20 protein-coding genes and 1 pseudogene are annotated in these 22,403 nt (G+C 60.3%); 5 read left to right on the top strand and 16 right to left on the bottom strand.

Annotated elements, in window-relative coordinates; all coding sequences use genetic code 11:
• Positions 1–112 precede the first annotated feature (112 nt).
• From pcaC to pcaR, 11 genes and pseudogenes are all read right to left on the bottom strand, one after another.
• Positions 113–505, bottom strand: coding sequence for a 4-carboxymuconolactone decarboxylase (gene pcaC / locus ACZ9IM_RS05160; protein WP_008005892.1), 393 nt, complete (start codon positions 503–505; stop codon positions 113–115).
• Positions 506–515: 10 nt separating this feature from the next.
• Entirely contained in the window at positions 516–1,322 is an 807-nt protein-coding gene (gene pcaD / locus ACZ9IM_RS05155; RefSeq protein ID WP_476223481.1) for a 3-oxoadipate enol-lactonase, read from the bottom strand.
• Between the two features lie 11 nt (positions 1,323–1,333).
• On the bottom strand, positions 1,334–2,698 hold the full coding sequence (locus ACZ9IM_RS05150; protein ID WP_427625735.1) for a 3-carboxy-cis,cis-muconate cycloisomerase: 1,365 nt from the start codon (positions 2,696–2,698) through the stop codon (positions 1,334–1,336).
• 66 nt (positions 2,699–2,764) lie between these two features.
• Positions 2,765–2,872: pseudogene (locus tag ACZ9IM_RS05145) on the bottom strand (hypothetical protein); the annotation flags it as partial.
• A gap of 126 nt (positions 2,873–2,998) precedes the next feature.
• Entirely contained in the window at positions 2,999–3,565 is a 567-nt protein-coding gene (pcaG, locus tag ACZ9IM_RS05140; protein WP_063342712.1) for a protocatechuate 3,4-dioxygenase subunit alpha, read from the bottom strand.
• Between the two features lies 1 nt (position 3,566).
• Positions 3,567–4,271 carry a protocatechuate 3,4-dioxygenase subunit beta gene (pcaH, locus tag ACZ9IM_RS05135; RefSeq protein ID WP_476223480.1) on the bottom strand — a complete coding sequence of 235 codons (705 nt, stop codon included), beginning with the start codon at positions 4,269–4,271 and terminating at the stop codon, positions 3,567–3,569.
• Positions 4,272–4,322: 51 nt separating this feature from the next.
• The gene (gene pcaF, locus ACZ9IM_RS05130) at positions 4,323–5,528 is read right to left on the bottom strand and encodes a 3-oxoadipyl-CoA thiolase (protein WP_427625779.1); all 1,206 of its coding nucleotides are present in this window, start codon (positions 5,526–5,528) and stop codon (positions 4,323–4,325) included.
• On the bottom strand, positions 5,525–6,304 hold the full coding sequence (locus tag ACZ9IM_RS05125; RefSeq protein ID WP_008005876.1) for a CoA-transferase subunit beta: 780 nt from the start codon (positions 6,302–6,304) through the stop codon (positions 5,525–5,527). Before ACZ9IM_RS05125 ends, pcaF begins: the two co-directional genes overlap by 4 nt.
• Complete coding sequence (locus ACZ9IM_RS05120; RefSeq protein WP_007903838.1) at positions 6,304–7,161, bottom strand: CoA transferase subunit A; 858 nt, start codon at positions 7,159–7,161, stop codon at positions 6,304–6,306. The genes ACZ9IM_RS05125 and ACZ9IM_RS05120 overlap by 1 nt, the downstream gene beginning before the upstream one ends.
• A gap of 282 nt (positions 7,162–7,443) precedes the next feature.
• Complete coding sequence (gene pcaK, locus ACZ9IM_RS05115; RefSeq protein WP_427625736.1) at positions 7,444–8,790, bottom strand: 4-hydroxybenzoate transporter PcaK; 1,347 nt, start codon at positions 8,788–8,790, stop codon at positions 7,444–7,446.
• A 287-nt stretch (positions 8,791–9,077) separates the two neighbouring features.
• Entirely contained in the window at positions 9,078–9,920 is an 843-nt protein-coding gene (gene pcaR, locus ACZ9IM_RS05110; RefSeq protein ID WP_008074568.1) for a pca regulon transcriptional regulator PcaR, read from the bottom strand.
• A 666-nt stretch (positions 9,921–10,586) separates the two neighbouring features.
• Between pcaR and ACZ9IM_RS05105 the strand changes: the two genes are divergently transcribed.
• Together ACZ9IM_RS05105 and ACZ9IM_RS05100 are read left to right on the top strand one after the other, a co-directional pair.
• A complete protein-coding gene (locus tag ACZ9IM_RS05105; protein ID WP_007903846.1) occupies positions 10,587–10,787 on the top strand; it encodes a hypothetical protein in 201 nt (66 codons plus the stop codon).
• A gap of 377 nt (positions 10,788–11,164) precedes the next feature.
• Positions 11,165–12,640: an inorganic phosphate transporter gene (locus tag ACZ9IM_RS05100; protein ID WP_427625737.1), complete on the top strand. Its 1,476-nt coding sequence runs from the start codon at positions 11,165–11,167 to the stop codon at positions 12,638–12,640.
• A gap of 245 nt (positions 12,641–12,885) precedes the next feature.
• Here ACZ9IM_RS05100 and ccoM read toward each other — a convergent pair whose 3' ends face one another.
• The 3 genes from ccoM to ACZ9IM_RS05085 all read right to left on the bottom strand — a co-directional run bounded on the left by ccoM (position 12,886) and on the right by ACZ9IM_RS05085 (position 13,754).
• Positions 12,886–13,002 carry a cytochrome c oxidase subunit CcoM gene (ccoM, locus tag ACZ9IM_RS05095; RefSeq protein WP_007906619.1) on the bottom strand — a complete coding sequence of 39 codons (117 nt, stop codon included), beginning with the start codon at positions 13,000–13,002 and terminating at the stop codon, positions 12,886–12,888.
• A gap of 144 nt (positions 13,003–13,146) precedes the next feature.
• Positions 13,147–13,308 carry a hypothetical protein gene (locus ACZ9IM_RS05090; RefSeq protein ID WP_008074569.1) on the bottom strand — a complete coding sequence of 54 codons (162 nt, stop codon included), beginning with the start codon at positions 13,306–13,308 and terminating at the stop codon, positions 13,147–13,149.
• Positions 13,309–13,412: 104 nt separating this feature from the next.
• Positions 13,413–13,754 (bottom strand): hypothetical protein, encoded by a 342-nt coding sequence (locus ACZ9IM_RS05085; RefSeq protein ID WP_052966937.1) that lies wholly within the window; start codon positions 13,752–13,754, stop codon positions 13,413–13,415.
• Between the two features lie 229 nt (positions 13,755–13,983).
• Between ACZ9IM_RS05085 and rapA the strand changes: the two genes are divergently transcribed.
• Positions 13,984–16,830, top strand: a complete 2,847-nt coding sequence (rapA, locus tag ACZ9IM_RS05080) for an RNA polymerase-associated protein RapA (protein ID WP_427625738.1) — start codon at positions 13,984–13,986, stop codon at positions 16,828–16,830.
• A gap of 174 nt (positions 16,831–17,004) precedes the next feature.
• Here the strand turns inward: rapA and ACZ9IM_RS05075 are convergent, their stop codons facing one another.
• A complete protein-coding gene (locus ACZ9IM_RS05075) occupies positions 17,005–18,354 on the bottom strand; it encodes a spinster family MFS transporter (RefSeq protein ID WP_427625739.1) in 1,350 nt (449 codons plus the stop codon).
• 370 nt (positions 18,355–18,724) lie between these two features.
• Here ACZ9IM_RS05075 and ACZ9IM_RS05070 point away from each other — a divergent pair, with 370 nt between their 5' ends.
• Together ACZ9IM_RS05070 and ACZ9IM_RS05065 are read left to right on the top strand one after the other, a co-directional pair.
• A complete protein-coding gene (locus ACZ9IM_RS05070; protein ID WP_033036882.1) occupies positions 18,725–19,090 on the top strand; it encodes a YkgJ family cysteine cluster protein in 366 nt (121 codons plus the stop codon).
• Between the two features lie 148 nt (positions 19,091–19,238).
• Positions 19,239–21,521 (top strand): putative bifunctional diguanylate cyclase/phosphodiesterase, encoded by a 2,283-nt coding sequence (locus tag ACZ9IM_RS05065; protein ID WP_427625780.1) that lies wholly within the window; start codon positions 19,239–19,241, stop codon positions 21,519–21,521.
• Here the strand turns inward: ACZ9IM_RS05065 and ACZ9IM_RS05060 are convergent.
• Entirely contained in the window at positions 21,412–22,308 is an 897-nt protein-coding gene (locus tag ACZ9IM_RS05060; protein ID WP_427625740.1) for an NAD(P)-dependent oxidoreductase, read from the bottom strand. The genes ACZ9IM_RS05065 and ACZ9IM_RS05060 overlap by 110 nt on opposite strands.
• Positions 22,309–22,403: the final 95 nt, after the last annotated feature.

Here is a 22,403-nt window from a genome sequence, read left to right as displayed (position 1 = left end):
GCCCCCGTTCGGCTGCGAAGCAGTCGCAAAGCTTTTGGGGCCGCTTCGCGCCCCAACGGGGGCAAGCCCCCTCGCCACAGAAGCCTGCTCCCACAGGAGTTGTGGTGGACAGTTACTCCCGCGATTCAACCCCCAACTCATCCCACACCGATTCAGCCAGGTGGAAGGTCGCATTGGCCGCAGGGATGCCGCAGTAGATCGCGCTCTGCATGATCACTTCCTTGATCTCGCCGCGGGTCACGCCGTTGTTGGCGGCGGCGCGCAGGTGCAGTTTGAGTTCTTCGTTGCGGTTCATGCCGATCAGCATCGCGATGGTGATCAGGCTACGGGTGTGGCGCGGCAGGCCCGGGCGGGTCCAGATGTCGCCCCAGGCGTGGCGGGTGATCATCTCCTGGAACTCCGAGTTGAACTCGGTCAGCGCATTCAGGCTGCGGTCGACATGGGCGTCGCCAAGTACTGCGCGGCGAACGTTCAGGCCCTCGTCGTAGCGTTGTTTCTCGTCCACAACAATCCCCTCAATGAGCTGACAAAAACGCCAGTACTCGGTCGCTGAATGCAGCGCCGGCCTGGACGTTGGACAGGTGTGCGGCGTAGAACTCGGCGTACTCGGCACCTTGCACATGTTCCTGAATGAAATGCCCGCCGGACGGTGGTGTCACCGCATCTTCGCTGCCGGAAATCACCAGCAACGGCACCTTGATCGAGGACAACTGATCGCGGAAATCGGCATCACGCACCGCCGCGCAATTGGCCGCGTAACCTTCAGGCGAAGTCGCCGCGAGCATGTCGGTAATCCGCTTAACCGCTGCCGGATTGGCCTCGACAAAATCAGCAGTGAACCAGCGCGCAATTGACGCATCACGCAAGGCAACCATCGCCGCCGAGCGGTCACGCAGCACGGTTTCGATCCGTGGATTCCACACCGACGGATCACCGATTTTCGCCGCGGTGTTGCACACGATCAGTTTGTTCAATCGCTGACTGGCATTGATCCCCAGCCATTGGCCGATCAACCCGCCCATGGACAAACCACAGAAATGCGCGCGTTCGATGTGCAGCGCATCCAGCAGTGCCAGCACGTCGCGGCCCAGTTGCTCGATGCTGTACGGCCCCTGCGTCACCAACGATTGGCCGTGACCACGGGTATCGAAACGCAGCACGCGAAAATGCTCGGTGAACGCAGGGATTTGCGCGTCCCACATGTGCAGGTCGGTGCCCAGTGAGTTGGACAGCACCAGCACCGGCGCATCCGCCGGTCCATCGAGTTGCGGCCCTTGAATTTGGTAGTGCAGTTCGCCCTCGGCGAGTTGTACGAATGCCACGGCAGTCTCCTTCAAGCTATCAACGCAAAATGTTCAGCCACCGCTCGCTCGACCCAGGTATGGGCCTGACCGAGGTAATGGGCGGGGTCCAGCAGACGATCGAGTTCAGCGTCCGACAGCTCGGCAGTCACCTGCGGCTCGTCACCGAGCACCGCGCGCAAATGACGTTGCTCGGCCACTGCGCGCTTGCAGCACTGCTCCAACAGATGGTGCGCAGTGTCGCGACCGACCCGTTGTGCCAGCACGATGCTCACGGCTTCGGCCAGTACCAGGCCCTGGGTCAGGTCGAGGTTGCGTGTCATGCGGTCGGCCTCCACTTCCAGTCCGTCGGCCACCAACAGCGCTTGCTGCAGGCTGCCTGACACCAAACAGCAAATCTCTGGCAGGGTTTCCCATTCGGCATGCCACAAGCCCAGGCTGCGTTCGTGCTCCTGCGGCATCGCGCTGAACAAGGTCGAGAGCAAACCCGGCACCCGCGTCGCCGCACCGATCAGCACCGCCGCGCCCACCGGGTTGCGTTTGTGCGGCATGGTCGAAGAGCCGCCCTTGCCCGGCGCCGACGGTTCAAACACTTCGCCGGCCTCGGTCTGCATCAACAGGCTGATGTCACGACCGAGTTTGCCGAGGCTGCCGGCGATCAGTCCGAGCACCGCGCCAAACTCCACCAGACGATCGCGCTGGGTGTGCCAGGGTTGTTCCGGCAAGGTCAGTTGCAGTTCTGCGGCCAAGGCTTCGGCAATCGGCATCGCCTGCTCGCCAAGGGCCGCGAGGGTGCCGGAGGCACCACCGAATTGCAGCACCAACAGGCGCGGTTTGAGTTCCAGCAGACGCTGACGGCTACGCGTCACCGCCCCCAGCCAACCGGCGATTTTCATGCCGAGGGTGACCGGCGTCGCATGCTGCAGCCAAGTGCGTCCGGCCATTGGCGTGGCGACGTAACGCCTGGCCTGGGTCGCGAGGGTTTCCCCCAATTGCGCCAGATCAGCTTCGATCAATTCCAGTGCGCGGCGCAGTTGCAACACCAGGCCGGTGTCCATTACATCCTGGCTGGTCGCGCCCAAATGCACGTAACGCTCGGCTTCGGCATTGTTCTTTGCGATCTGTTTTCCCAACGCCTTGACCAGCGGAATCGCCGAATTGCCCGCCGTGGCAATCGCCTCACCCAGCGCGGCGAAGTCGTAATGCCCGGCCCGACATGCCGCGTCGATAGATGCGACAGCCGTCTGCGGAATCAGCCCAACCCGCGCCTCGGCCCGGGCCAGTGCCGCTTCGAAATCAAGCATGGCCTGAACCCGGCCCTGATCGCAGAACACCTCACGCATGTCGCGTGCCGTGAAGTAGGCATCGAACAATTGATTGCCCGGTCGCTGGTTCATAAACAGTCCTTGCAGGCGTGGGGCCGGTCAGGCCGACGCGTAAAGATCAAAGGTCTTGGTGCAAATGCTTCGCCTGTTCCCCACGGCGTTAAGGCCCAGCGCTATATATTCCGCCGAACCGCCGAAGATTGCATTGGCCACCTCATATGCCAGGCCGATGCCGAGGATGCGCAACGCAATCTCTTGTGGCGAGGGAGCTTGCTCCCGCTGGCTTGCGAAGCAAGCCCAAACCCAACCGTTTTTACGACTGCTTCGCAGCCGAGCGGGAGCAAGCTCCCTCGCCACAAGAGCAACAATCACTCAATAATCGAAGAACACCGTCTCGGCATCCGTCCCCTGCAGAACCACATTCCACTGATAAACACCCGCAGCATCCCGCTTCGCCAGCAAGGTGTTGCGGCGCTCTGCTGGCACGCACTCCAGCAACGGGTCCGCCACGTTGGCCGGTTCGCCATCAAAGTAAATCCGCGTCAGCAAGTGCTTTACCAACCCGCGAGCAAACACCAGTACCACCAAATGAGGCGCCTGGGTCGTGCCCTTCAGGCCTTCCACTGTGCCCGGTTTGATCGTGGTAAATCGAAAGCGCCCTTCTGCATCCACCGGCACCCGTCCAAACCCTTCGAAATTCGGGTCCAGGGGTTTGTCCTGATCGTCTTCGGGATGGTCGTACTTGCCGGCGGCGTTGGCCTGCCAGACTTCGAGCATCGCGTCGTTGACGAAGTCGCCATTACCATCGACGACTTGCCCGGTGATCGCCACGCGCTCGCCGAGGGTCTGTGCAACGGTCAGGTCTTCACGGTTCAGCCAGGTCAGGCCGATGTGGTAATACGGCCCGACGGTGTGGGACGTGGTCGCGTTCAGCGTCATCTTATTTCTCCATCGGCGTGGCTTCGCGGCCGCGCAAGACGATGTCCCAACGATAACCGAGGGCGTAGGAAGGGATGGTTTTTTCCAGGTCGAAACGGGCGATCAGGCGCTCTTTGGCGCTGGTATCGGGCACGCAGTTGTAGATCGGATCGTAGGCCAGCAACGGGTCGCCCGGGAAATACATCTGCGTCACCAGACGCGTGAGAATACTCGGCCCGAACAGTGAGAAATGGATGTGCGCCGGGCGCCAGGCGTTGTGATGGTTACCCCACGGATAGGCGCCAGGCTTGATGGTCTGGAACTGATACCAGCCATCGGCGTCGGTCACGGTGCGGCCGGTGCCGGTGAAGTTCGGGTCCAGCGGCGCGTCGTGCAGGTCACGCGCATGGTTGTAGCGACCGGCGGCGTTGGCCTGCCAGATCTCCACCAGAATACCTGGCACCGGCAGACCGTTTTCATCCAGCACGCGGCCGTAAATTATGATGCGCTCGCCGAGCGGTTCGCCCTCGTGCTGCGCGGTCAGGTCGTTGTCCTGCTCCTGGATGCGCTCGGCGCCGATGGCCGGCCCGGTGATTTCCGACAGCGAATGAGGCAAAAACACCAACGGCTTGGACGGCGAGCGAAGGTTGGTGGATTGATAAGGAGGGTGCAGGTATTCCGGCTGAGTGCCCGCCTGCGGGCAACGGTAACCAGGCTTGTCAGTCATTACGCTTTCCTCAGTTCTTATTAGTCGACGCTTTATTCACAGCCAAGCGTGTCAGACCCGTTCGATCGCCAAGGCCAGACCCTGGCCGACACCGACGCACATGGTCGCCAGACCTTTCTTGCCTCCGGTTTTTTCCAGCTGATGCAACGCGGTCAGTACCAGACGCGCGCCGCTCATGCCCAGCGGATGGCCCAAGGCAATGGCGCCACCGTTCGGGTTGACTTGGGCCGAGTCGTCAGCCAGCCCCAACTCACGCAGCACGGCCAAGCCTTGGCTGGCGAAGGCTTCGTTGAGTTCGATCACGTCGAAATCGCTGACGGCCAGGCCCAGGCGCTCGGTCAACTTACGCACCGCCGGCACCGGGCCGATGCCCATCACCCGCGGTGCAACACCGGCGCTGGACATGCCGAGCACTTTGGCGCGGGCGGTCAGACCGTGCTTTTTAACTGCTTCGGCCGAGGCCAGAATCAACGCCGCTGCACCGTCGTTCACACCGGAGGCATTGCCAGCGGTGACGGTTTTGTCCGGGCCATTGACCGGTTTGAGTTTGGCCAGGGTTTCCAGTGTCGTGTCAGCACGGGGATGCTCATCCTGCGTGACCACGCTTTCACCCTTCTTGTGGGCAATGCGCACTTCGACGATTTCTTCGGCGAAAAATCCGGCGGCTTGCGCGGCGGCCGTGCGCTGCTGACTGCGCAGGGCGAACGCATCCTGATCGGCGCGGGAAATACGGTAATCGTCGGCTACGTTATCGGCAGTCTGCGGCATCGCATCCACACCGTATTGAGCTTTCATCAACGGGTTGATGAAACGCCAGCCGATGGTGGTGTCTTCCAGTTTCATGTTGCGCGAGAACGCCGCATCGGCCTTGCCCATCACGAACGGTGCGCGGGACATCGACTCGACGCCGCCGGCAATCGCCAGCTCCATCTCGCCGCTGGCGATGGCCCGAAACGCCGTACCGATCGCATCCATGCCCGAAGCGCACAGGCGATTGAGGGTGACCCCGGGAATGGTTTCCGGCAGGCCCGCCAACAACAACGCCATGCGTGCCACGTTACGGTTGTCTTCGCCGGCCTGGTTGGCGCAACCGAGGAACACCTCGTCCACCGCGCTCCAGTCCACCGAGGGGTTGCGCGCCATCAATGCCTTGATCGGCACGGCGGCCAGATCATCGGCGCGAACCGTCGACAGGCCGCCGCCGAAGCGGCCGATGGGGGTGCGAATGGCGTCGCAGATATAAACGTCACGCATCAGGCTTCTCCGGGTGCTTGGCCGTGGGCGGCAGCTGTGCGGGCTTCCAGATCGCGCAGCGCCGTCAACTCGACATCGGTTGGCTCGGCGGTGTTTTCCACCTGATCGGCAAAACGAATCGCCCAGCCGGTGGCGGCAATCACTTGCTCGCGAGTCACGCCTGGGTGCAGCGCGGTCACCACGAATTCATGAGTATCCGCTTCGGGTTCCATGATGCACAGGTCGGTAATGATGCCGACAGGACCGGCACCCGGCAGGCCGAGACGCTTGCGTGAATCACCGCCCTCGCCATGGCCGACCGAGGTGATGAAGTCGAGCTTGTCGACAAAGGAGCGCGCCGACTGCTTGAGAATAATCAGTACGCTTTTGGCGGAACCGGCGATCTCCGGCGCGCCACCGGCACCTGGCAGGCGAACTTTCGGCTGATGGTAGTCACCCACCACCGTGGTGTTGATGTTGCCGAAACGGTCGACTTGCGCGGCGCCGAGGAAACCGACGTCGATGCGCCCGCCCTGCAACCAGTAGCGAAAAATCTCACCGGTCGGGACGACAGTGTCGGCGGTTTCCGCCAGTTCACCGTCACCGATCGACAATGGCAGTACGCTCGGCTTGGCACCGATCGGACCCGATTCATAGATCAGGACTACATCTGGCGAGGAAGTCAGACGTGCCAGGTTGGCGGCTTTCGACGGCAGGCCGATGCCGACGAAGCACACGGAACCGTTTTTCAGACGGCGGGCGGCGGCGACGGTCATCATTTCATTGGTGGTGTAAGTCATTACTTGGCCTCCGAAGCAGCGGCCAGCTTGGCCTGGAACTCACTGAAGTCAGCGCAACCGTGGATGTACTCGTTGATCCACGCGGTGAAGGTTTCACGGTCGCGGGCAATCGGGTCCCAGGCTTGATAGAAGCGGTTGTCGCGTTCGGTGTAACCGTGGGCGTAGGACGGATGCGCGCCCCCCGGTACATGGCAGACCGCGCTCAAGGCCCAGGTCGGCAGCACGCAAGCGTTCATCGGTGCGTTGAGGTCGTCGACGATTTCTTCAACAGTGACGATGCAGCGCTTGGCGGCCAGCGCCGCTTCTTTCTGCACGCCGAGAATGCCCCAGAGCAGCACGTTGCCTTTGCGATCGGCTTTCTGCGCGTGAATCACGGTGATGTCCGGACGCACCGACGGCACCGCCGCCAGCACTTCGCCGGTGAACGGGCACGTGACGGTTTTGATCAGCGGGTTGACCTTCGGCAGGTCGGAGCCGGCGTAGGCACGCAGCACCGCGAACGGTAAGCCCGAAGCGCCCGCGACGTAGGCATTGGCCAGGTCGGCATGGCTGTGCTCTTCGATTTCCAGCGCATGCGGCCACTGCCTTTCGACCGCGTCACGCAGACGGTGCAGCGAGCCCACACCTGGGTTACCGCCCCAGGAGAAAATCAGCTTGCGAGCACAACCGGCACCGATCAATTGGTCGTAGATCAAGTCGGGCGTCATCCGCACCAGGGTCAGATCTTTCTTGCCCTGGCGGATGATTTCGTGACCCGCCGCCGTAGGAATCAGGTGAGTAAAGCCTTCGAGCGCGACGGTATCGCCGTCGTTGACGAACTGCTTTACCGCGTCATGCAGCGAAAGGATTTCAGCCATGGGGCAGGCTCCCGTTTTGTTATGAACCGACAGTGGTAGAAAAAGGCGCGAGGTTCGGCGCCGGAATGACTGAAGGTTAAGCCCCTGAAAAACGCTAAACAATCCGATAATCGACTGAGTGTTCGTTTATCGAACATATTGTTGTCTCGCTACCGATCTCCTGCGCCGATCGTTCCCACGCTCCGCGTGGGAATGCAGCCCGGGACGCTCCGCGTCCCAGAAGCGGACGCAGAGCGTCCGTTGAAGCGTTCCCACGCTGAGCGTGGGAACGATCACATACCGTCAGGTCGCATCCGCATGGCTGACCATGCCCTTGATCACCACCGCCGTGGTCGCCAACGCGGCCGGAATCACCAGCGCCGTCAGCACCTGTTCGAAGTTCCAGCCCAGGCCCAGCAACGTTGCGCCCATCCACGCACCGAGGATCGCGCCGAAGCGGCCAATCCCGAGCATCCACGACACACCGGTCGCCCGCCCTTGAGTCGGATAAAACCGCGCCGCCAAAGACGGCATCGCCGATTGCGCGCCGTTGACACACATCCCGGCCACCAGCACCAGGGTCGCCAGCAATGTGATGCTGCCCAGGCTCTGCCCTACCGCGTAGGCAAATACCCCGGCGAATAAGTAGAAAATGCCGATGACCTTGTGCGGATTGAACCGGTCCATCGCCCAGCCCACACCCACTGCGCTCAACACCCCACCGAACTGGAACAGCGCACCAATGAACGCCGCCTGCTCCATGCTCGCGCCGCTGTCACGCATCAGAGTCGGCAACCAACTGGTCAGCAGGTAAACGATCACCAAGCCCATGAAGTACGTCAGCCACAGCAACAACGTGCCGGTGCTGTAGGTGCCGGAGAAGATCACCGCAAACACATTGCGCGCCTTCACGGTTTTCTGTTCCGGCACGCTGAAGCTCGAAGCCTGTGCCACCACCGTCGGGTCGATCGGCGCCAAGGCCTTGCGCACTTTGTCCGTGCCACGATTGCGCACCACCAGGTAACGCGCCGATTCCGGCAACCAGAACAGCAAGACGACAGCGAGGATCAGCGGCAGAACCCCGCCGATCATCAACAGACTGTGCCAGCCGAAGGCCGGAATCAGTTTGGCCGAGATGAACCCGCCACCGGCCATGCCGAGGTTGAAGCCGCAGAACATGCTGGTCACCAGCAGGGATTTTTTGCGCTCCGGGGTGTATTCGGACAGCAGCGTGGTGGCGTTCGGCATGCCGGCGCCCAGGCCCAGGCCGGTGAGGAATCGCAGTACCAGCAGTTGATCAACATTGGTGCTATAGGCCGACGCCAGGCTGAAAGCGCCGAACACCAACACCGCGCCCACCAGTACGACTTTTCGCCCGAAGCGGTCAGCCAATGGGCCGGAACCCAAAGCGCCGAAGACCATCCCGATCAACGCCGCACTCATCACCGGGCCGAGACTGGCGCGATCGATGCCCCAGTCCTGGGACAGTGCCGGCGCGATAAAACCCATGGCCGCTGTGTCGAGGCCATCGAGGAAAACAATCAGGAAACATAGAATCACCACCCGCCATTGGTAGCGCGAAATGGGTTGAGTGTTGATGAAGGACTGCACGTCGAGGCAGTTTCCTACAGCAGACTGAGGCTGGTTCATTATTTTTATTCCACGCAAAGAACGCAGTCGAACAGGTGCCAGCCGGGGCTGACGCTATTACAAGAAAGGAGGTCGGGATCAGGCAATCCGGTTTCGGCAGCTAAACCGATGGGAACAGCGACAGTCGGGAAACGTGCGCATGACGATGCCTCTTCTCATTATTATTGGGGCGTGATCCGGCGACTGACTGAAGACCCGTAGTGCCGGATGACGCTGCCGCGACATTAATGATCCGAGGGAAAGAGCGTCAATTCGATAAACGCGACTCTGTGCGTTTATCGAACAGCTTAGGCAAAGAGCTGCGCGCTCAGGTCACGACTGGCACTTAGCAGGCCGGGCAAGAAACGTTGTTCCAGCTCGTTGCGACTGACCCGGCCGGCGTGGGTGCTGACGTTTAAGGCCGCCACCACTTGGCCAGAAGCGTCGTACACCGGCACGGCAATTGAGCGCAGTCCCTGCTCCAATTCCTGATCAACGATGCACCAGCCTTGCTGCCGTACCTCTTGCAGGCATTCGAGCAACGCCTCGGGGGTATGCAACGTGCGACTGGTCTTGGCTTGCAGCTCTGCATGGTCGAGGTATTCGCGCAGTGACGTGTCGTCCAGCGCGGCGAGAAGAATCCTGCCCATGGACGTGCAATAGGCCGGCAATCGCCCGCCCACCGAAAGGTCGACGGAAATCAGCCGCTGGGTGGTCGCCGAGCGCGCGATGTACAAAATGTCATCGCCCTCCAGCGTGGCCATGTTGCAGGCCTCATGCAATTGCTCGCTCATGCGGTCCAGATACGGCTGGGCAGAAACCGCCAATGGCGTCGACGACAAATAGGCATGGCCCAGGGTCAGTACTTTGGGCAACAGCGAATAGGTGCGTCCGTCGGTGGTGGCGTAGCCGAGCTTGATCAGGGTATGTAGGCAACGTCGCACAGCGGCGCGGGGAATTTCCGTGCGATGGCTGATCTGCGCAATGGTCAAGTGCCGCTTGCGCTCCTGGAACGCTTGCACCACCGCCAATCCACGGGCCAGGGAGGTCATGAAATCCGGGTCACCGGTCAGCGCCTGGATTCGCTTGGCGGGCGAGGCAACGATCGGCGGTGCCACTGAAGCGAAGGAATTGCGCATTTGATCGTTCATATCGGTTGTTTCCCACACGGATCAGCGACTATTACAAGCGGCTCCCGGTCTGATATACAAGCCACCGGCCACCAAGATTGGGCGATTATCGAACCATGGGCCGATAATCGCAATCAGTGGTTGCTTATAGTGAGCCCTACTGCTTTCATCCTCCTGCAATATGTTTGTTATTTTCGGTCACGTTTTAAAGAAGCTCCGGTGTACTAATTCGTTCGGCTTAATGGCGCCAGAAAGTCACCGCTGTAACTGGCATCACGGCACCGTAGTTACCGGTAAAAGTTTGCGAGTAACAAAACAATCACACACCAGGAACTACTTTTAACTCTCAAGAGATAGTGTTCTTCGGATCGACCGCTATAATGCACATCAGTGGCGACCGGTTTTTTACGTGCCGATTTCGCCAACCGGCAGCGCAATATCCATTGCCGCTGTCCGCAGCAAGCGCCTGACGCTCATTTCATATGCTCCGCCAACGCGCTCGCTGAAACAGGAGACTGATGCTACGTCAGCTGTTTTTCTCTGGTGCCGTGGCCGCCTGCAACAAGGACGAATTGATTGCTCCGAGGGAACGATGCCGTGCCAGGCATTGTCCCTTCAATGAGCGTGGTCAATAAATCCATGCAGCGCGTTTCACCAGAATTAATCTCAACTCAATCAGGTAGCACTGTGACGAAAGACGAACTGCGCGCGGAACTTGAGCGCCAGGAACAACGTTACAAGGAAGTTTACGGCGGGGAAGTCACCACCTACGCCGCTCAGCCCGAACCCGAACGCAAACCCTGGCGCAAACGCGCCACCGTTCAGGACCAGGCCTTCTCCCAGGAATTGCAGAAGATGGAAAAGGAACTCAAAGCCGAAGAGCCATGACTGCCTCGGTTTGAATTCTTTCAAGAGCCTGCATCTACACCTGCTAAAAGCGGGTTGTATCGATGATGCTTTTCGCGCCCGCTACAAGCGGGCGGCGGTCCCCTCATCCATTGGATGAGGTAAATGGCTCCTGTCCGACCTTCTTCTCAGATATTTCATACACGCGTTCAAGCCTCTCGCGCTGCCGGGAGAAACCCTTGTGGCTACAGCCTTTGCAAGTAAATTCAATGACTTGTAAAACCCCGAAAAAACCTGAGGCCTGGGGGATTGCCACAAATTAATTCGTTGAAGAATGTAACCGATGAGCAGCTAGTGCATCGATTACCCATCTTTTCTGGCATAATCGCGCCCCCTTACGACCGGGTCAGAAAACCTTCATGATCGATTTATTCAGCGGACTGGATGCTTGGGTGCTTGTGAGCCTCTTGCTCGCCCTGGCCTTTGTCCTCGCCTTCGAGTTCATCAACGGCTTTCATGACACCGCAAACGCGGTGGCCACTGTTATCTACACCAAAGCCATGCCGCCTCATCTGGCGGTGTTCTTTTCCGGTGTGTTCAACTTCCTCGGCGTGCTGCTGGGCGGTGTGGGCGTGGCGTATGCCATCGTCCATTTGCTGCCGGTAGAACTGCTGATCAATGTGAACACCGGTCACGGACTGGCCATGGTGTTCTCGTTGCTCGCCGCCGCCATCACCTGGAACCTGGGCACCTGGTACTTCGGTATCCCCGCCTCCAGCTCTCATACGCTGATCGGTTCGATCCTCGGTGTCGGCCTGGCCAACGCCCTGATCAACGATATTCCGTTGGCTGATGGCGTGAACTGGCAGAAGGCGATCGATATCGGTGCGTCCCTGGTGTTCTCGCCGATGGCTGGTTTCCTGATCGCAGCCCTGGTGCTGATCGGCCTTAAATGGTGGCGTCCGCTGTCCAAGATGCACAAGACACCGGAACAGCGCCGCAAGATCGACGACAAGAAACACCCGCCGTTCTGGAACCGTCTGGTGCTGGTGATTTCGGCGATGGCAGTCAGCTTCGTGCACGGCTCGAACGATGGCCAGAAAGGTATCGGCCTGATCATGCTGGTGCTGATCGGTATCGTGCCGGCGCAGTTCGTTCTCGACCTGAACAGCACCACCTACCAGATCGAACGTACTCGCGATGCGACCCTGCACCTGAGCCAGTTCTACGAGCGCAACCGCGAATCCCTGGGTGAGTTCCTGGCACTGGGCAAAAGCGTGAAAGGCGATCTTCCGGAGAAATTCCGTTGCAACCCGCAACAGACCGAACCGACTATTTCAGCGCTGCTGGGCACCCTTAAAGGTGTAGCCGACTACCATTCGTTGCCGTCGGAAAGCCGCATCGAAGTACGTCGCTACCTGCTCTGCCTGGACGACACCGCGAAGAAAGTCGCCAAGCTGCCAAGCCTCGCTGCCCGTGAAAAGGCTGACCTGGACAAACTACGCAAGGACCTGACCACCACCACCGAGTATGCCCCGTTCTGGGTGATTCTGGCGGTCGCACTGGCCCTCGGCCTGGGTACCATGGTCGGTTGGAAACGCGTGGTCCTGACCATCGGCGAGAAAATCGGCAAGCAAGGCATGACCTATGCCCAAGGCATGTCGGCGCAGATCACCACAGCGTGCATGATCGGCGCGGCGAACATCTTCAGCCTGCCGGTTTCCACCACCCACGTCCTGTCTTCAGGCGTGGCCGGTACGATGGTCGCGAACAAAAGCGGCCTGCAAGGCGGCACCGTCAGAACCATCCTGCTGGCCTGGGTCCTGACCCTTCCCGCCACCGTGGCCCTGTCGGCCGGCCTGTTCTGGCTGGCATCGAAGGCACTGGGTAGCTGATACATAGCGGCACAAAAAAGGCGCGTTCCGTGAGGTTCGCGCCTTTTTTATTGCATTTCGGTATTAGATCGTTCCCACGCTCTGCGTGGGAATGCAGCCCGGGACGCTCCGCGTCCCTTTCGAGAGCTGGAGCGCGGAGCGTCCCTTGAGGCATTCCCACGCAGAGCGTGGGAACGATCGGACAAAAAAAAAGGGCGACCGAAGTCGCCCAAAATGCCTTGCGTGCTCATTGCTCCAGAAAGACCCTACGGTTTTTTCCGCTTATGCGAATCCTTCCAGATAAAAAATCCAAACCCTGCAAAAAACAGAACCATGAGGCCGACAGTCAGCACTCCGGCGATCACCACGTTGTCGAAAAACATGACTGGCCTCCTGCACTTGCCCTGTTGCGATGGGGCTAAGTTAACCAATCGGGCAGGAGAGAAAATTGACCGGGATCAATGCCGCCCGAGACAGGCGTAAAAGGAAGGGAAATAACTGACCTGCATCAACCGATGCAGGGTGTTTCAACGCTTTTTCGGTTTGTTCTTCGGCTTTTTCTTCGCTTTGCCCAACGGCATCGCCTGCTCGAACGCCTGGCGTACTTCGTTCAGGCGCTTTTCATTAAGGTCATGAACCCGCTTGGCGCGTTCGGCGTTGAGGTCGATCAGCTTGTCATCTTGGCTCATGGTGTTCAGTGCATCGCTTGGAAATGAATTCAACTGCCGGTAAAGGCGACAGGATTACGCCAATAATGCGGTCTGGCGCGGGCGCTGACCAGTGATCTGACACTTCAGATCTCGATATCGACCCACAACCCCTGACGTGGCTGATCCTCCATCAACGGCACCACCGGTACGGTGTTGTCGGCATTGAGCTCATTACCGGGAATCGCCAGGTGCTCTTCAGGATCCTCATCGGCCTCACGACGACGGCGCTCGCGCTCCTGTTGCCGACGCTGTTCCTCGCGCAGTTGCAGGCCCGCCTCTTCCGGATCGCGTTTTTGCAGGTCGATGGTGCTTTCGTTGGAGCTTTCCTGCACCGGCACCACGGGCGGAATATCCGGGCGCTGGCGAATCGGATCCTGCTGTGAAGTGATTGGTACGGCGCTCAAGGGGAGCATCGGTGGCAACATATTAATTAGTCTCCTGTCAGCAGGCTGTCGGCTGCGGGGGTGACGACTTGAGCCATCGGTCGCAAACTTGTGCCCCCCTGGCACCGTAGGATCTGGCGCAGCCTGCGATCTTTTGATCTTCATCTCCCGAAAAGTTCGCATCCTCCATCAGCGCGCGCATGTAATCCTTTGGTCCTGAAGGCTCATTCCGTTAAGATAGCCCGCTTTTTCAAGGTGGGAGTCAGGCAGCATGGCGCAGCAGTATCAACCGGGGCAACGCTGGATCAGTGACAGCGAAGCCGAGCTGGGTTTGGGCACCGTTCTGGCACAGGACGGCCGCTTGTTGACCGTGCTCTACCCGGCCACTGGCGACACTCGCCAGTACGCGCTACGGAATGCGCCCCTCACCCGCGTGCGGTTTTCGCCGGGCGACAGCATCACTCACTTCGAAGGCTGGAAACTGACCGTCCAGGAAGTCGACGACGTCGACGGCTTGCTGGTCTACCACGGCCTCAACGCGCAGAACGAAGTGGTCACCCTGCCGGAAACCCAGCTATCGAACTTCATTCAATTCCGTCTGGCCAGCGACCGTCTGTTCGCCGGCCAGATCGATCCGCTGGCCTGGTTCTCCCTGCGTTATCACACTCTGGAACACACCAGCCGCCAGTTGCAGTCCTCCCTTTGGGGCCTGGGCGGCGTGCGTGCGCAACCGATCGCGCACCAGCTGCACATTGCCCGTGAAGTCGCCGACCGCATCGCGCCGCGGGTTCTGCTGGCAGACGAAGTGGGCCTGGGCAAAACCATCGAAGCCGGTCTGGTAATCCATCGCCAACTGCTTTCGGGCCGCGCCAGTCGCGTATTGATCCTGGTGCCGGAAAACCTCCAGCACCAATGGCTGGTAGAGATGCGCCGCCGCTTCAACCTGCAAGTCGCGCTGTTCGACGAAGAACGCTTCATCGAAAGCGATGCCGCCAACCCGTTCGAAGACACCCAGCTCGCACTGGTTGCACTCGAATGGCTGGTAGATGACGAGAAGGCCCAGGACGCGTTGTTCGCGGCCGGCTGGGATTTGCTGGTGGTCGACGAAGCGCACCACCTGGTGTGGCACGAAGATCAGGTCAGCCCTCAGTATTCGCTGGTGGAGCAACTCGCCGAAGTCATTCCCGGCGTCTTGCTGCTGACCGCGACTCCGGAACAACTGGGTCAGGACAGTCACTTCGCGCGTCTGCGCCTGCTCGACCCGAACCGTTTCCATGACCTGCACGCCTTCCGCGCCGAGAGCGAAAACTATCGCCCGGTGGCCGAAGCCGTTCAGGAGCTGCTGGACAAAGGGCGTCTGTCGCCTGAAGCGCACAAGACTATCCACGGTTTCCTCGGCAACGAAGGCGAAGCCCTGCTGACTGCCGTCAATGATGGCGACACCGAAGCCAGCGCCCGTCTGGTCCGCGAACTGCTGGACCGACATGGCACCGGCCGCGTGCTGTTCCGTAATACCCGCGCCGCCGTGCAGGGTTTCCCGGAGCGCAAACTGCACCCGTACCCGCTGCCGTGCCCGGCCGAATACCTCGAACTGCCATTGGGCGATCACGCCGAGCTGTACCCGGAAGTCAGCTTCCAGGCCCAACCGGACGCCAACGAAGAAGAGCGCTGGTGGAAATTTGACCCGCGTGTCGAATGGCTGATCGACACCCTGAAGATGCTCAAGCGCACCAAAGTGTTGGTGATCTGCGCCCACGCCGAAACCGCCATGGACCTGGAAGACGCCTTGCGCGTACGTTCTGGCATTCCGGCCACGGTCTTCCACGAAGGCATGAACATCCTCGAGCGCGACCGCGCCGCCGCCTACTTCGCCGACGAAGAATTTGGTGCTCAGGTACTGATCTGCTCGGAAATCGGCAGTGAAGGTCGCAACTTCCAGTTCTCGCACCATTTGGTGCTGTTCGATCTGCCGTCGCACCCGGACCTGCTGGAGCAGCGTATCGGTCGTCTCGACCGGATCGGTCAGAAGCACATCATCGAGCTGCACGTGCCGTACCTGGAAACCAGCCCGCAAGAGCGGCTGTACCAGTGGTATCACGAAGCGCTGAACGCGTTCCTCAACACCTGCCCGACCGGCAACGCCTTGCAGCATCAGTTCGGCCCGCGCCTGCTGCCGCTGCTGGAAAACGCCGACGATGGCGAGTGGCAGGCGCTGATCGACGAAGCCCGCGCCGAACGTGAGCGTCTGGAAGCCGAACTGCACACCGGTCGCGACCGCTTGCTGGAACTCAACTCCGGCGGTGCTGGCGAAGGTGATGCGCTGGTCGAGGACATCCTCGAACAAGACGATCAGTTCGCCCTGCCGATCTACATGGAAACCCTGTTTGACGCCTTCGGCATCGATAGCGAAGACCATTCGGAAAACGCGCTGATCCTCAAGCCAAGCGAAAAAATGCTCGACGCGAGCTTCCCGTTGGGCGACGACGAAGGCGTGACCATCACCTACGACCGCAACCAGGCGCTGTCTCGCGAAGACATGCAATTCATCACCTGGGAACACCCGATGGTTCAAGGCGGCATGGATCTGGTCCTGTCCGGCTCGATGGGCAACACCGCCGTGGCGCTGATCAAGAACAAGGCGCTGAAACCGGGCACCGTGTTGCTGGAACTGCTCTACGTCAGCGAAGTAGTTGCTCCGCGCTCGCTGCAACTGGGCCGTTACCTGCCGCCGGCCGCCCTGCGCTGCCTGCTCGACGCTAACGGCAACGACCTGTCGACCCGGGTGTCGTTCGAAACCCTGAACGACCAACTGGAAAGCGTACCCCGGGCCAGCGCCAACAAGTTCATCCAGGCCCAGCGCGACCAGCTGACGCCACGGATCAACGCCGGTGAAGAGAAAATCACCCCGCGTCACGCCGAGCGCGTCGCCGAGGCACAACGTCGTCTGGCGGCGGATACCGACGAAGAACTGGCACGCCTGACCGCGTTGCAAGCGGTCAATCCGACCGTACGCGACAGCGAACTGGTTGCCCTGCGCAAGCAACGTGAGCAAGGCTTGGCCATGCTCGACAAAGCGGCGCTGCGACTGGAAGCGATTCGGGTGTTGGTGGCGGGTTAAGCCCCTGCTCCACCGCTGAAACAAGAAGGCCCGCAGCGATGCGGGCCTTTTTTGTCTGCTGATCGTTCCCACGCTCTGCGTGGGAATGCAGCCCGGGACGCTCTGCGTCCCTTTCGAGAGCTGGAACGCGGAGCGTCCCTTGAGGCATTCCCACGCGGGGCGTGGGAACGATCATTACGCCGTGACCGCAGCCCCCGCAGGCTCAACCACAGCCACCAACCCTTCCTTCATCCGCTTGGCATCGCGTACAAAACACCGCGAGGCCAAAAACAGAAACACCATGGTGAAAAACAACGCCACCGGAATCAGGTACATCGCGTCATGCAGGCCGACCGCCTTGAACGCTTCAGTCATCTGCTCGGCGCCGGCCGACAACATGGCCGTTTGCGCAAAGTGATCCGACAATCCGCCCACCACCACCGGCCCCAATCCCCCACCCAGCAAATACAGACCGGCAAAGAACAACGCCATCGCCGTGGCCCGCAAACGCGGTTCGACCACGTCCTGGATCGCCGTGTACACGCAGGTATAGAAGTTATAGGCAAACAACCAACCCAGGCTGAACACCGCGACAAATACCCCGATCTCGATCCGTCCGGCGTGCAACGCCCAAGCCGTGCACAAAGTCGAGATGATCAGGCTGAATGCCGCGAACAGCAGCCGCCCATTGGCCACGCGTTGGTGAATCTTGTCGGCGATCCAGCCGCCGAGCGTCAGGCCGAACAGCCCGGTCACCCCGACGATCACCCCGGTCGCCACTGCGGCCTCCTGCAATGGCATCAGGAAATATCGCTGCAGCATCGGCACCAGAAACGAGTTGCAGGCATAAGTCGCGAAGTTGAAACACAGGCCCGCCATCACCAGCCACAGGAAAGTCGGCACCGCCAGCACTCGACGGATCGGCCGGTCCACGCGTTCCTGAGACACTTGCACGCTTTCCGCCGCGCCGCGTTTTGGCTCTTTGATGAAGAACATGAACACCGCCAGGATCAGCCCCGGCACTGCCGCTATAAAGAACGGCGCGCGCCAGCTGTCGAACGTCTTGACCATCCAGCCGATGGTGAAGAACGCCAGCAGTAACCCCAGCGGAAGACCCAGCATGAAAATGCCCATGGCCCGAGCCCGACGATGAGCCGGGAACAAATCGCCGATCAGCGAGTTGGCGGCCGGCGCGTAACTGGCTTCACCGATGCCGATGCCCATGCGCACGATCAGGAAACTCCAGAAACTGCCCACCAGCCCGTTGACCGCAGTCAGCCCGCTCCATGCTGCCAGGCCCCAGCCCATCAGTTTGCTGCGCGAACCGGTATCGGCCAATCGCCCAAGGGGCAGGCCAGCAATGGCGTAAACGATGGTGAATGCGGTGCCGATGATCCCCAATTGAAAGTCGCTGAGGTGCCATTCCATGCGGATCGGCTCGATGATGATGGCCGGGATGGTGCGGTCGAAGAAGTTAAACAGGTTGGCCAGGAACAGCAGGAACAGAATGCGCCAGGCATTCGCCGCTTGGGTCGAGTTCTGCATGGGTCCGTCTCTTTTATTGTTATGAAGGCGTCGCTGCCCCCGGAAACTGCAATCTAGTCAGGCGCGCGCGGCGTGTCTGTCATCATTCGCCAGCCTGATATCAGCCCATGGCAACCGAACCCTCCCAAACGCCACAATACCTTGTGGGAGCGGGCTTGCTCGCGAAGGCGGTGTGCCTGCCTACGATGATGCCGACTGACACGCCGCCTTCGCGAGCAAGCCCGCTCCCACAGGGGAATTGCGGTGTTTTCCATGGCCCGACCGACCATTGAAAAATACCTCTGTGCCCCCCTTCCCAAGCCCAAGGCAAAGCCTAGAATAGCGGCCTTGTCTGCCCACCGTGTCCCCCATCCCTCTTTGACTATCGCCCATGTCCGAAGCCAGTCCGTGTCTGAATTGCGGTGCCTGCTGTTCTCATTTTCGCGTGTCTTTTTTCTGGGGTGAATGCATCTCGGCAGGGGGGACGGTGCCCGATGAACTGGTCGCGCCCATCAGTCCCAGCCGGGTGGCCATGCTCGGCACAGACTGCAAACCGACCCGCTGCGTCGGGCTGGTGGGTGAGGTGGGCAGCACCGTGCAGTGCTCGATATACGATCAGCGCTCCAGCACCTGCCGGGAGTTCGACGCCTCGTGGGCCAATGGTGAGGTGAACGTGGATTGCGACGCGGCCCGGGCCGCGTTCGGGTTGCCAGCCCTGCAACCGGAGTTCGAAATGCCTTATGAACGGAGCGCTTGAGACTTAGCGCCAATCGCTATCACGCTAATACCAAAATTATTGGCGTCACCGTGCCATCACCTCTTGCGCTCCGTGCAAGGCCTCTATACTGCAAGCATTCGCCAGCGCGCATGGCGCAGGCCAGGATGATTCAGAGATGGGGCATGCTATGGAGTGGCTTGGTTTGCATTTCATGACCGGGCTGCCAGAGAGCGGACAGGTCATACTCGATTGCACCCATAACCCTTTTCTGGTGTTGCTGGCCTATCTGGTGGCCTGTGCGGCCGGCTTCGCCACGCTGGACATGACCGAGCGGGTCGGCCATGTGGAAAAATCCGCCTCCCAACGACTCTGGCGCTGGGTCGGTGCCGGGTGTCTGGCGGGCGGTATCTGGGCCATGCATTTCATCAGCATGCTGGCGTTCCAGGCGCCGATCGAAATCCATTACCACTTGCCCACTACCCTGCTCTCGCTGTTGTTCGCCCTGACCGCCTCGTGGCTGGCCATGCACACCCTCAGTCATCCGCAGCTGAATTTCTGGCAATACCTGCGGGCCGCGGTGTGGATCGGCCTGGGCATCGCAACCATGCATTACGTGGGCATGGCCGCCCTGCGATCGAATGCGATGGCCTACTACCAACCCGTCCTGTTCGGGCTTTCCATCGTGATCGCCATCAGTGCCAGCCTGGCCGCCCTGTTGATTTCCAGTCACCTGCGCGATGGCACCGGCGTGTTTCATCAATTGCTCAAATACACCGCCAGCCTGGTGCTCGGAGCCGGCATCGTGAGCATGCATTTCACCGGCATGGCGGCGTTCAGCCTGGTGCTGCCCGTTGGCAGCCTTGAGCCCCTGCCCAGCGACAACAATCACCTGCAACTGGGGCTGACGGTAGCGGTAATGACGCTGCTGATCATCGGCAGCGTCATCAGCGCTGCATGGGCGGACAAGAAACTGCAACACAAAGAGCATGACCTGCAACGGGTCAACGCCCTGCTCAGCCAACTGGATCAGGCACGCATGTCGCTGCAACAGGTGGCGCATTACGACCCCTTGACCAACCTGATCAACCGACGAGGCTTCAACCAGATCTTTGCCGAGAAACTCATCGAGAAAACCAATGAAGGCGGCATGCTGGCGGTGATGTTCCTCGACATCGACCATTTCAAGCGGATCAATGACAGCCTCGGCCATGACGCCGGTGACGAATTGCTCAAAGTCCTGGCCAGCCACATCAAGGCCTCGGTGCGCAGTCATGAAGACGTGGTGGCGCGCTTCGGAGGCGACGAATTCTGCATCCTCATCACCCTGTATGACCGTGAAGAAGCGCGGCAAATGGCCCAGCGCATCATGCTGAAAATGAAGGAACCCATCGAGTTGTCCGGACGGCGCATGGTCATGACCACCAGCATCGGCATCAGCCTGTTTCCCGAAGACGGCAAGACCTGCGAAGAACTGCTGAAAAACGCCGACCTGGCGCTCTACCAGTCCAAGGATTGCGGTCGTAACTCCCTGCATTTTTTCAGTTCAAACTTGAAAACCCGCGCCACCCTGGAGTTGCAACTCGAAGAAGAACTGCGTCATGCCCTGCGCGAAGACACCGGGTTGATGCTGTATTACCAACCGATTTATGACCTGAGAATCGGCCAGGTCACCAAACTTGAAGCGCTGATTCGCTGGCAACATCCGGTTCACGGATTGCTCACGCCGGATCGGTTCATCGCCATTGCCGAAGCCAACGGCCTGATTGCCGATCTGGACCATTGGGTGCTGCGCAAGGCCTGCGAGGACTTGGGCGAGCTGTCCCGACACGATTGCGAAGAACTCAAAATCGCGGTGAATTGCTCACCCCTGAACCTGGCGCGAGAAGAACTGGCCAATGAAATCGAACACGCCCTGCACGCCTTCGGGGTGGCACCACACCGGCTGGAACTGGAAGTGACCGAGAATGCGTTGATGGGCAATATCAGCAACACCCTGGTGTTGCTGCGCCAGATTCGTGCCCTCGGGGTCTCGTTGTCGATTGATGACTTCGGCACCGGCTATTCATCCCTGGCCTACCTCAGGCGCCTGCCATTAAACACGTTGAAGATCGACCGCTCGTTCATTCAGGACATCCCCAAGGCCACCCAGGACATGGAAATCGTCCAGGCCATTATCGTCATGGCTCATACCCTGCATCTGCAGGTCGTCACCGAAGGCGTCGAAACCTTCGAGCAATACGATTTTCTCGAACGCCATGGCTGCGATTTCGTTCAGGGCTACCTGCTCAGCCGCCCGGTGCCGCTGGCCGAGTTGCGTCCAGTACTGGCGGATATCAATCAGCGCAAGCACATGCACACCGTCAATCCTTTGAGTCTGGCTCGCGGTATAACTGCACTAGCGTCGACGGATCCTTTTCCAGGAAGCCCTGCCCCCCATGGAGGCGCATCAGTTGTGCGGCCAATCCGCTGATCGGTGTGGCCGAACCCTGTTCGCGGGAAAATTTCACGGCGGTGTCCAAATCCTTGAGCAGCGTGCGTACGTGCCACTTCACCGGTTCGAAACGGCTGTCGGCCATTTGCGGCGCAAGAATCTGCAGCGGTTTTGAATCGGCGAAGCCACCGGCGAGCGCCTCGGCGATCAAGCGGGCGTCGACCCCGGAACGCTCGGCCAAGGCCACAACTTCGGCAATCACCAAGGCATTGCACGCCACGATCATCTGATTGCAGGCCTTGGTCACCTGCCCCGCACCGACGGCGCCCATGTGGGTCACGCGCTGGCCAAGGGTCAACAACACCGGTCGCACGCGCTCAAGGTCTGCCGCCTCGCCGCCGACCATGATCGCCAGGCTGCCGGCCTCGGCGCCGACCACCCCGCCGGAGACCGGCGCATCGAGCCAACTCATACCGGTTTTACTGGCCAATGAGTTCGCCATTTCCCGCGTCGCGGTGGGCTCCAGGCTGGAAAAATCCACCAGTAGCTGGCCGCTTTTCGCCCCCTCGGCAACGCCTGCCGCGCCAAACACCACCTCACGTACAACAACTGTGTCGGCCAAGCACAACATCACCAGGTCCGCGTGTCGGCACAGTTCGGCCGGTGTCGCCACTTGCCGCGCGCCGGCCTCGACCAGCGCTGCGCACTTGTCAGGGTTACGGTTCCACACCGTCAGCGGATAACCCGCCGCCAACAGGCGTCGGCACATTGGCAAGCCCATCAAACCGATTCCGGCAAACCCCAGCGCTGGCAACGTTGCCATCATTTAGCCTCCCTTTGATTAAAGATCATCGAATATTGGCCGATTCATCATGACTAAGGAAAGGATTCCCCCGAGCGATGCACAGGCCAAGACCCTGA

It is taken from the genome of Pseudomonas sp. TE12508, assembly GCF_056279485.1.
The sequence above is the reverse complement of the archived record's forward strand: the minus strand, read 5'-3'. Positions and strand labels throughout refer to the sequence as shown.

Bases quoted from the DNA above. Each gene is read 5' to 3' on its own strand.
- ACZ9IM_RS05100 (WP_427625737.1), top strand. From the start codon at position 11,165: ATGATCGATTTATTCAGCGGACTGGATGCTTGGGTGCTTGTGAGCCTC.
- ACZ9IM_RS05060 (WP_427625740.1), bottom strand. From the start codon at position 22,308: ATGATGGCAACGTTGCCAGCGCTGGGGTTTGCCGGAATCGGTTTGATG.
- pcaK (WP_427625736.1), bottom strand. From the start codon at position 8,790: ATGAACCAGCCTCAGTCTGCTGTAGGAAACTGCCTCGACGTGCAGTCC.
- ACZ9IM_RS05150 (WP_427625735.1), bottom strand. From the start codon at position 2,698: ATGAACCAGCGACCGGGCAATCAATTGTTCGATGCCTACTTCACGGCA.
- ccoM (WP_007906619.1), bottom strand. From the start codon at position 13,002: ATGTTTTTCGACAACGTGGTGATCGCCGGAGTGCTGACTGTCGGCCTC.
- pcaR (WP_008074568.1), bottom strand. From the start codon at position 9,920: ATGAACGATCAAATGCGCAATTCCTTCGCTTCAGTGGCACCGCCGATC.
- ACZ9IM_RS05075 (WP_427625739.1), bottom strand. From the start codon at position 18,354: ATGCAGAACTCGACCCAAGCGGCGAATGCCTGGCGCATTCTGTTCCTG.
- ACZ9IM_RS05085 (WP_052966937.1), bottom strand. From the start codon at position 13,754: ATGTTGCCACCGATGCTCCCCTTGAGCGCCGTACCAATCACTTCACAG.
- ACZ9IM_RS05125 (WP_008005876.1), bottom strand. From the start codon at position 6,304: ATGACTTACACCACCAATGAAATGATGACCGTCGCCGCCGCCCGCCGT.
- ACZ9IM_RS05120 (WP_007903838.1), bottom strand. From the start codon at position 7,161: ATGGCTGAAATCCTTTCGCTGCATGACGCGGTAAAGCAGTTCGTCAAC.
- pcaG (WP_063342712.1), bottom strand. From the start codon at position 3,565: ATGACGCTGAACGCGACCACGTCCCACACCGTCGGGCCGTATTACCAC.
- ACZ9IM_RS05065 (WP_427625780.1), top strand. From the start codon at position 19,239: ATGGAGTGGCTTGGTTTGCATTTCATGACCGGGCTGCCAGAGAGCGGA.
- rapA (WP_427625738.1), top strand. From the start codon at position 13,984: ATGGCGCAGCAGTATCAACCGGGGCAACGCTGGATCAGTGACAGCGAA.
- ACZ9IM_RS05090 (WP_008074569.1), bottom strand. From the start codon at position 13,308: ATGAGCCAAGATGACAAGCTGATCGACCTCAACGCCGAACGCGCCAAG.
- ACZ9IM_RS05070 (WP_033036882.1), top strand. From the start codon at position 18,725: ATGTCCGAAGCCAGTCCGTGTCTGAATTGCGGTGCCTGCTGTTCTCAT.
- pcaH (WP_476223480.1), bottom strand. From the start codon at position 4,271: ATGACTGACAAGCCTGGTTACCGTTGCCCGCAGGCGGGCACTCAGCCG.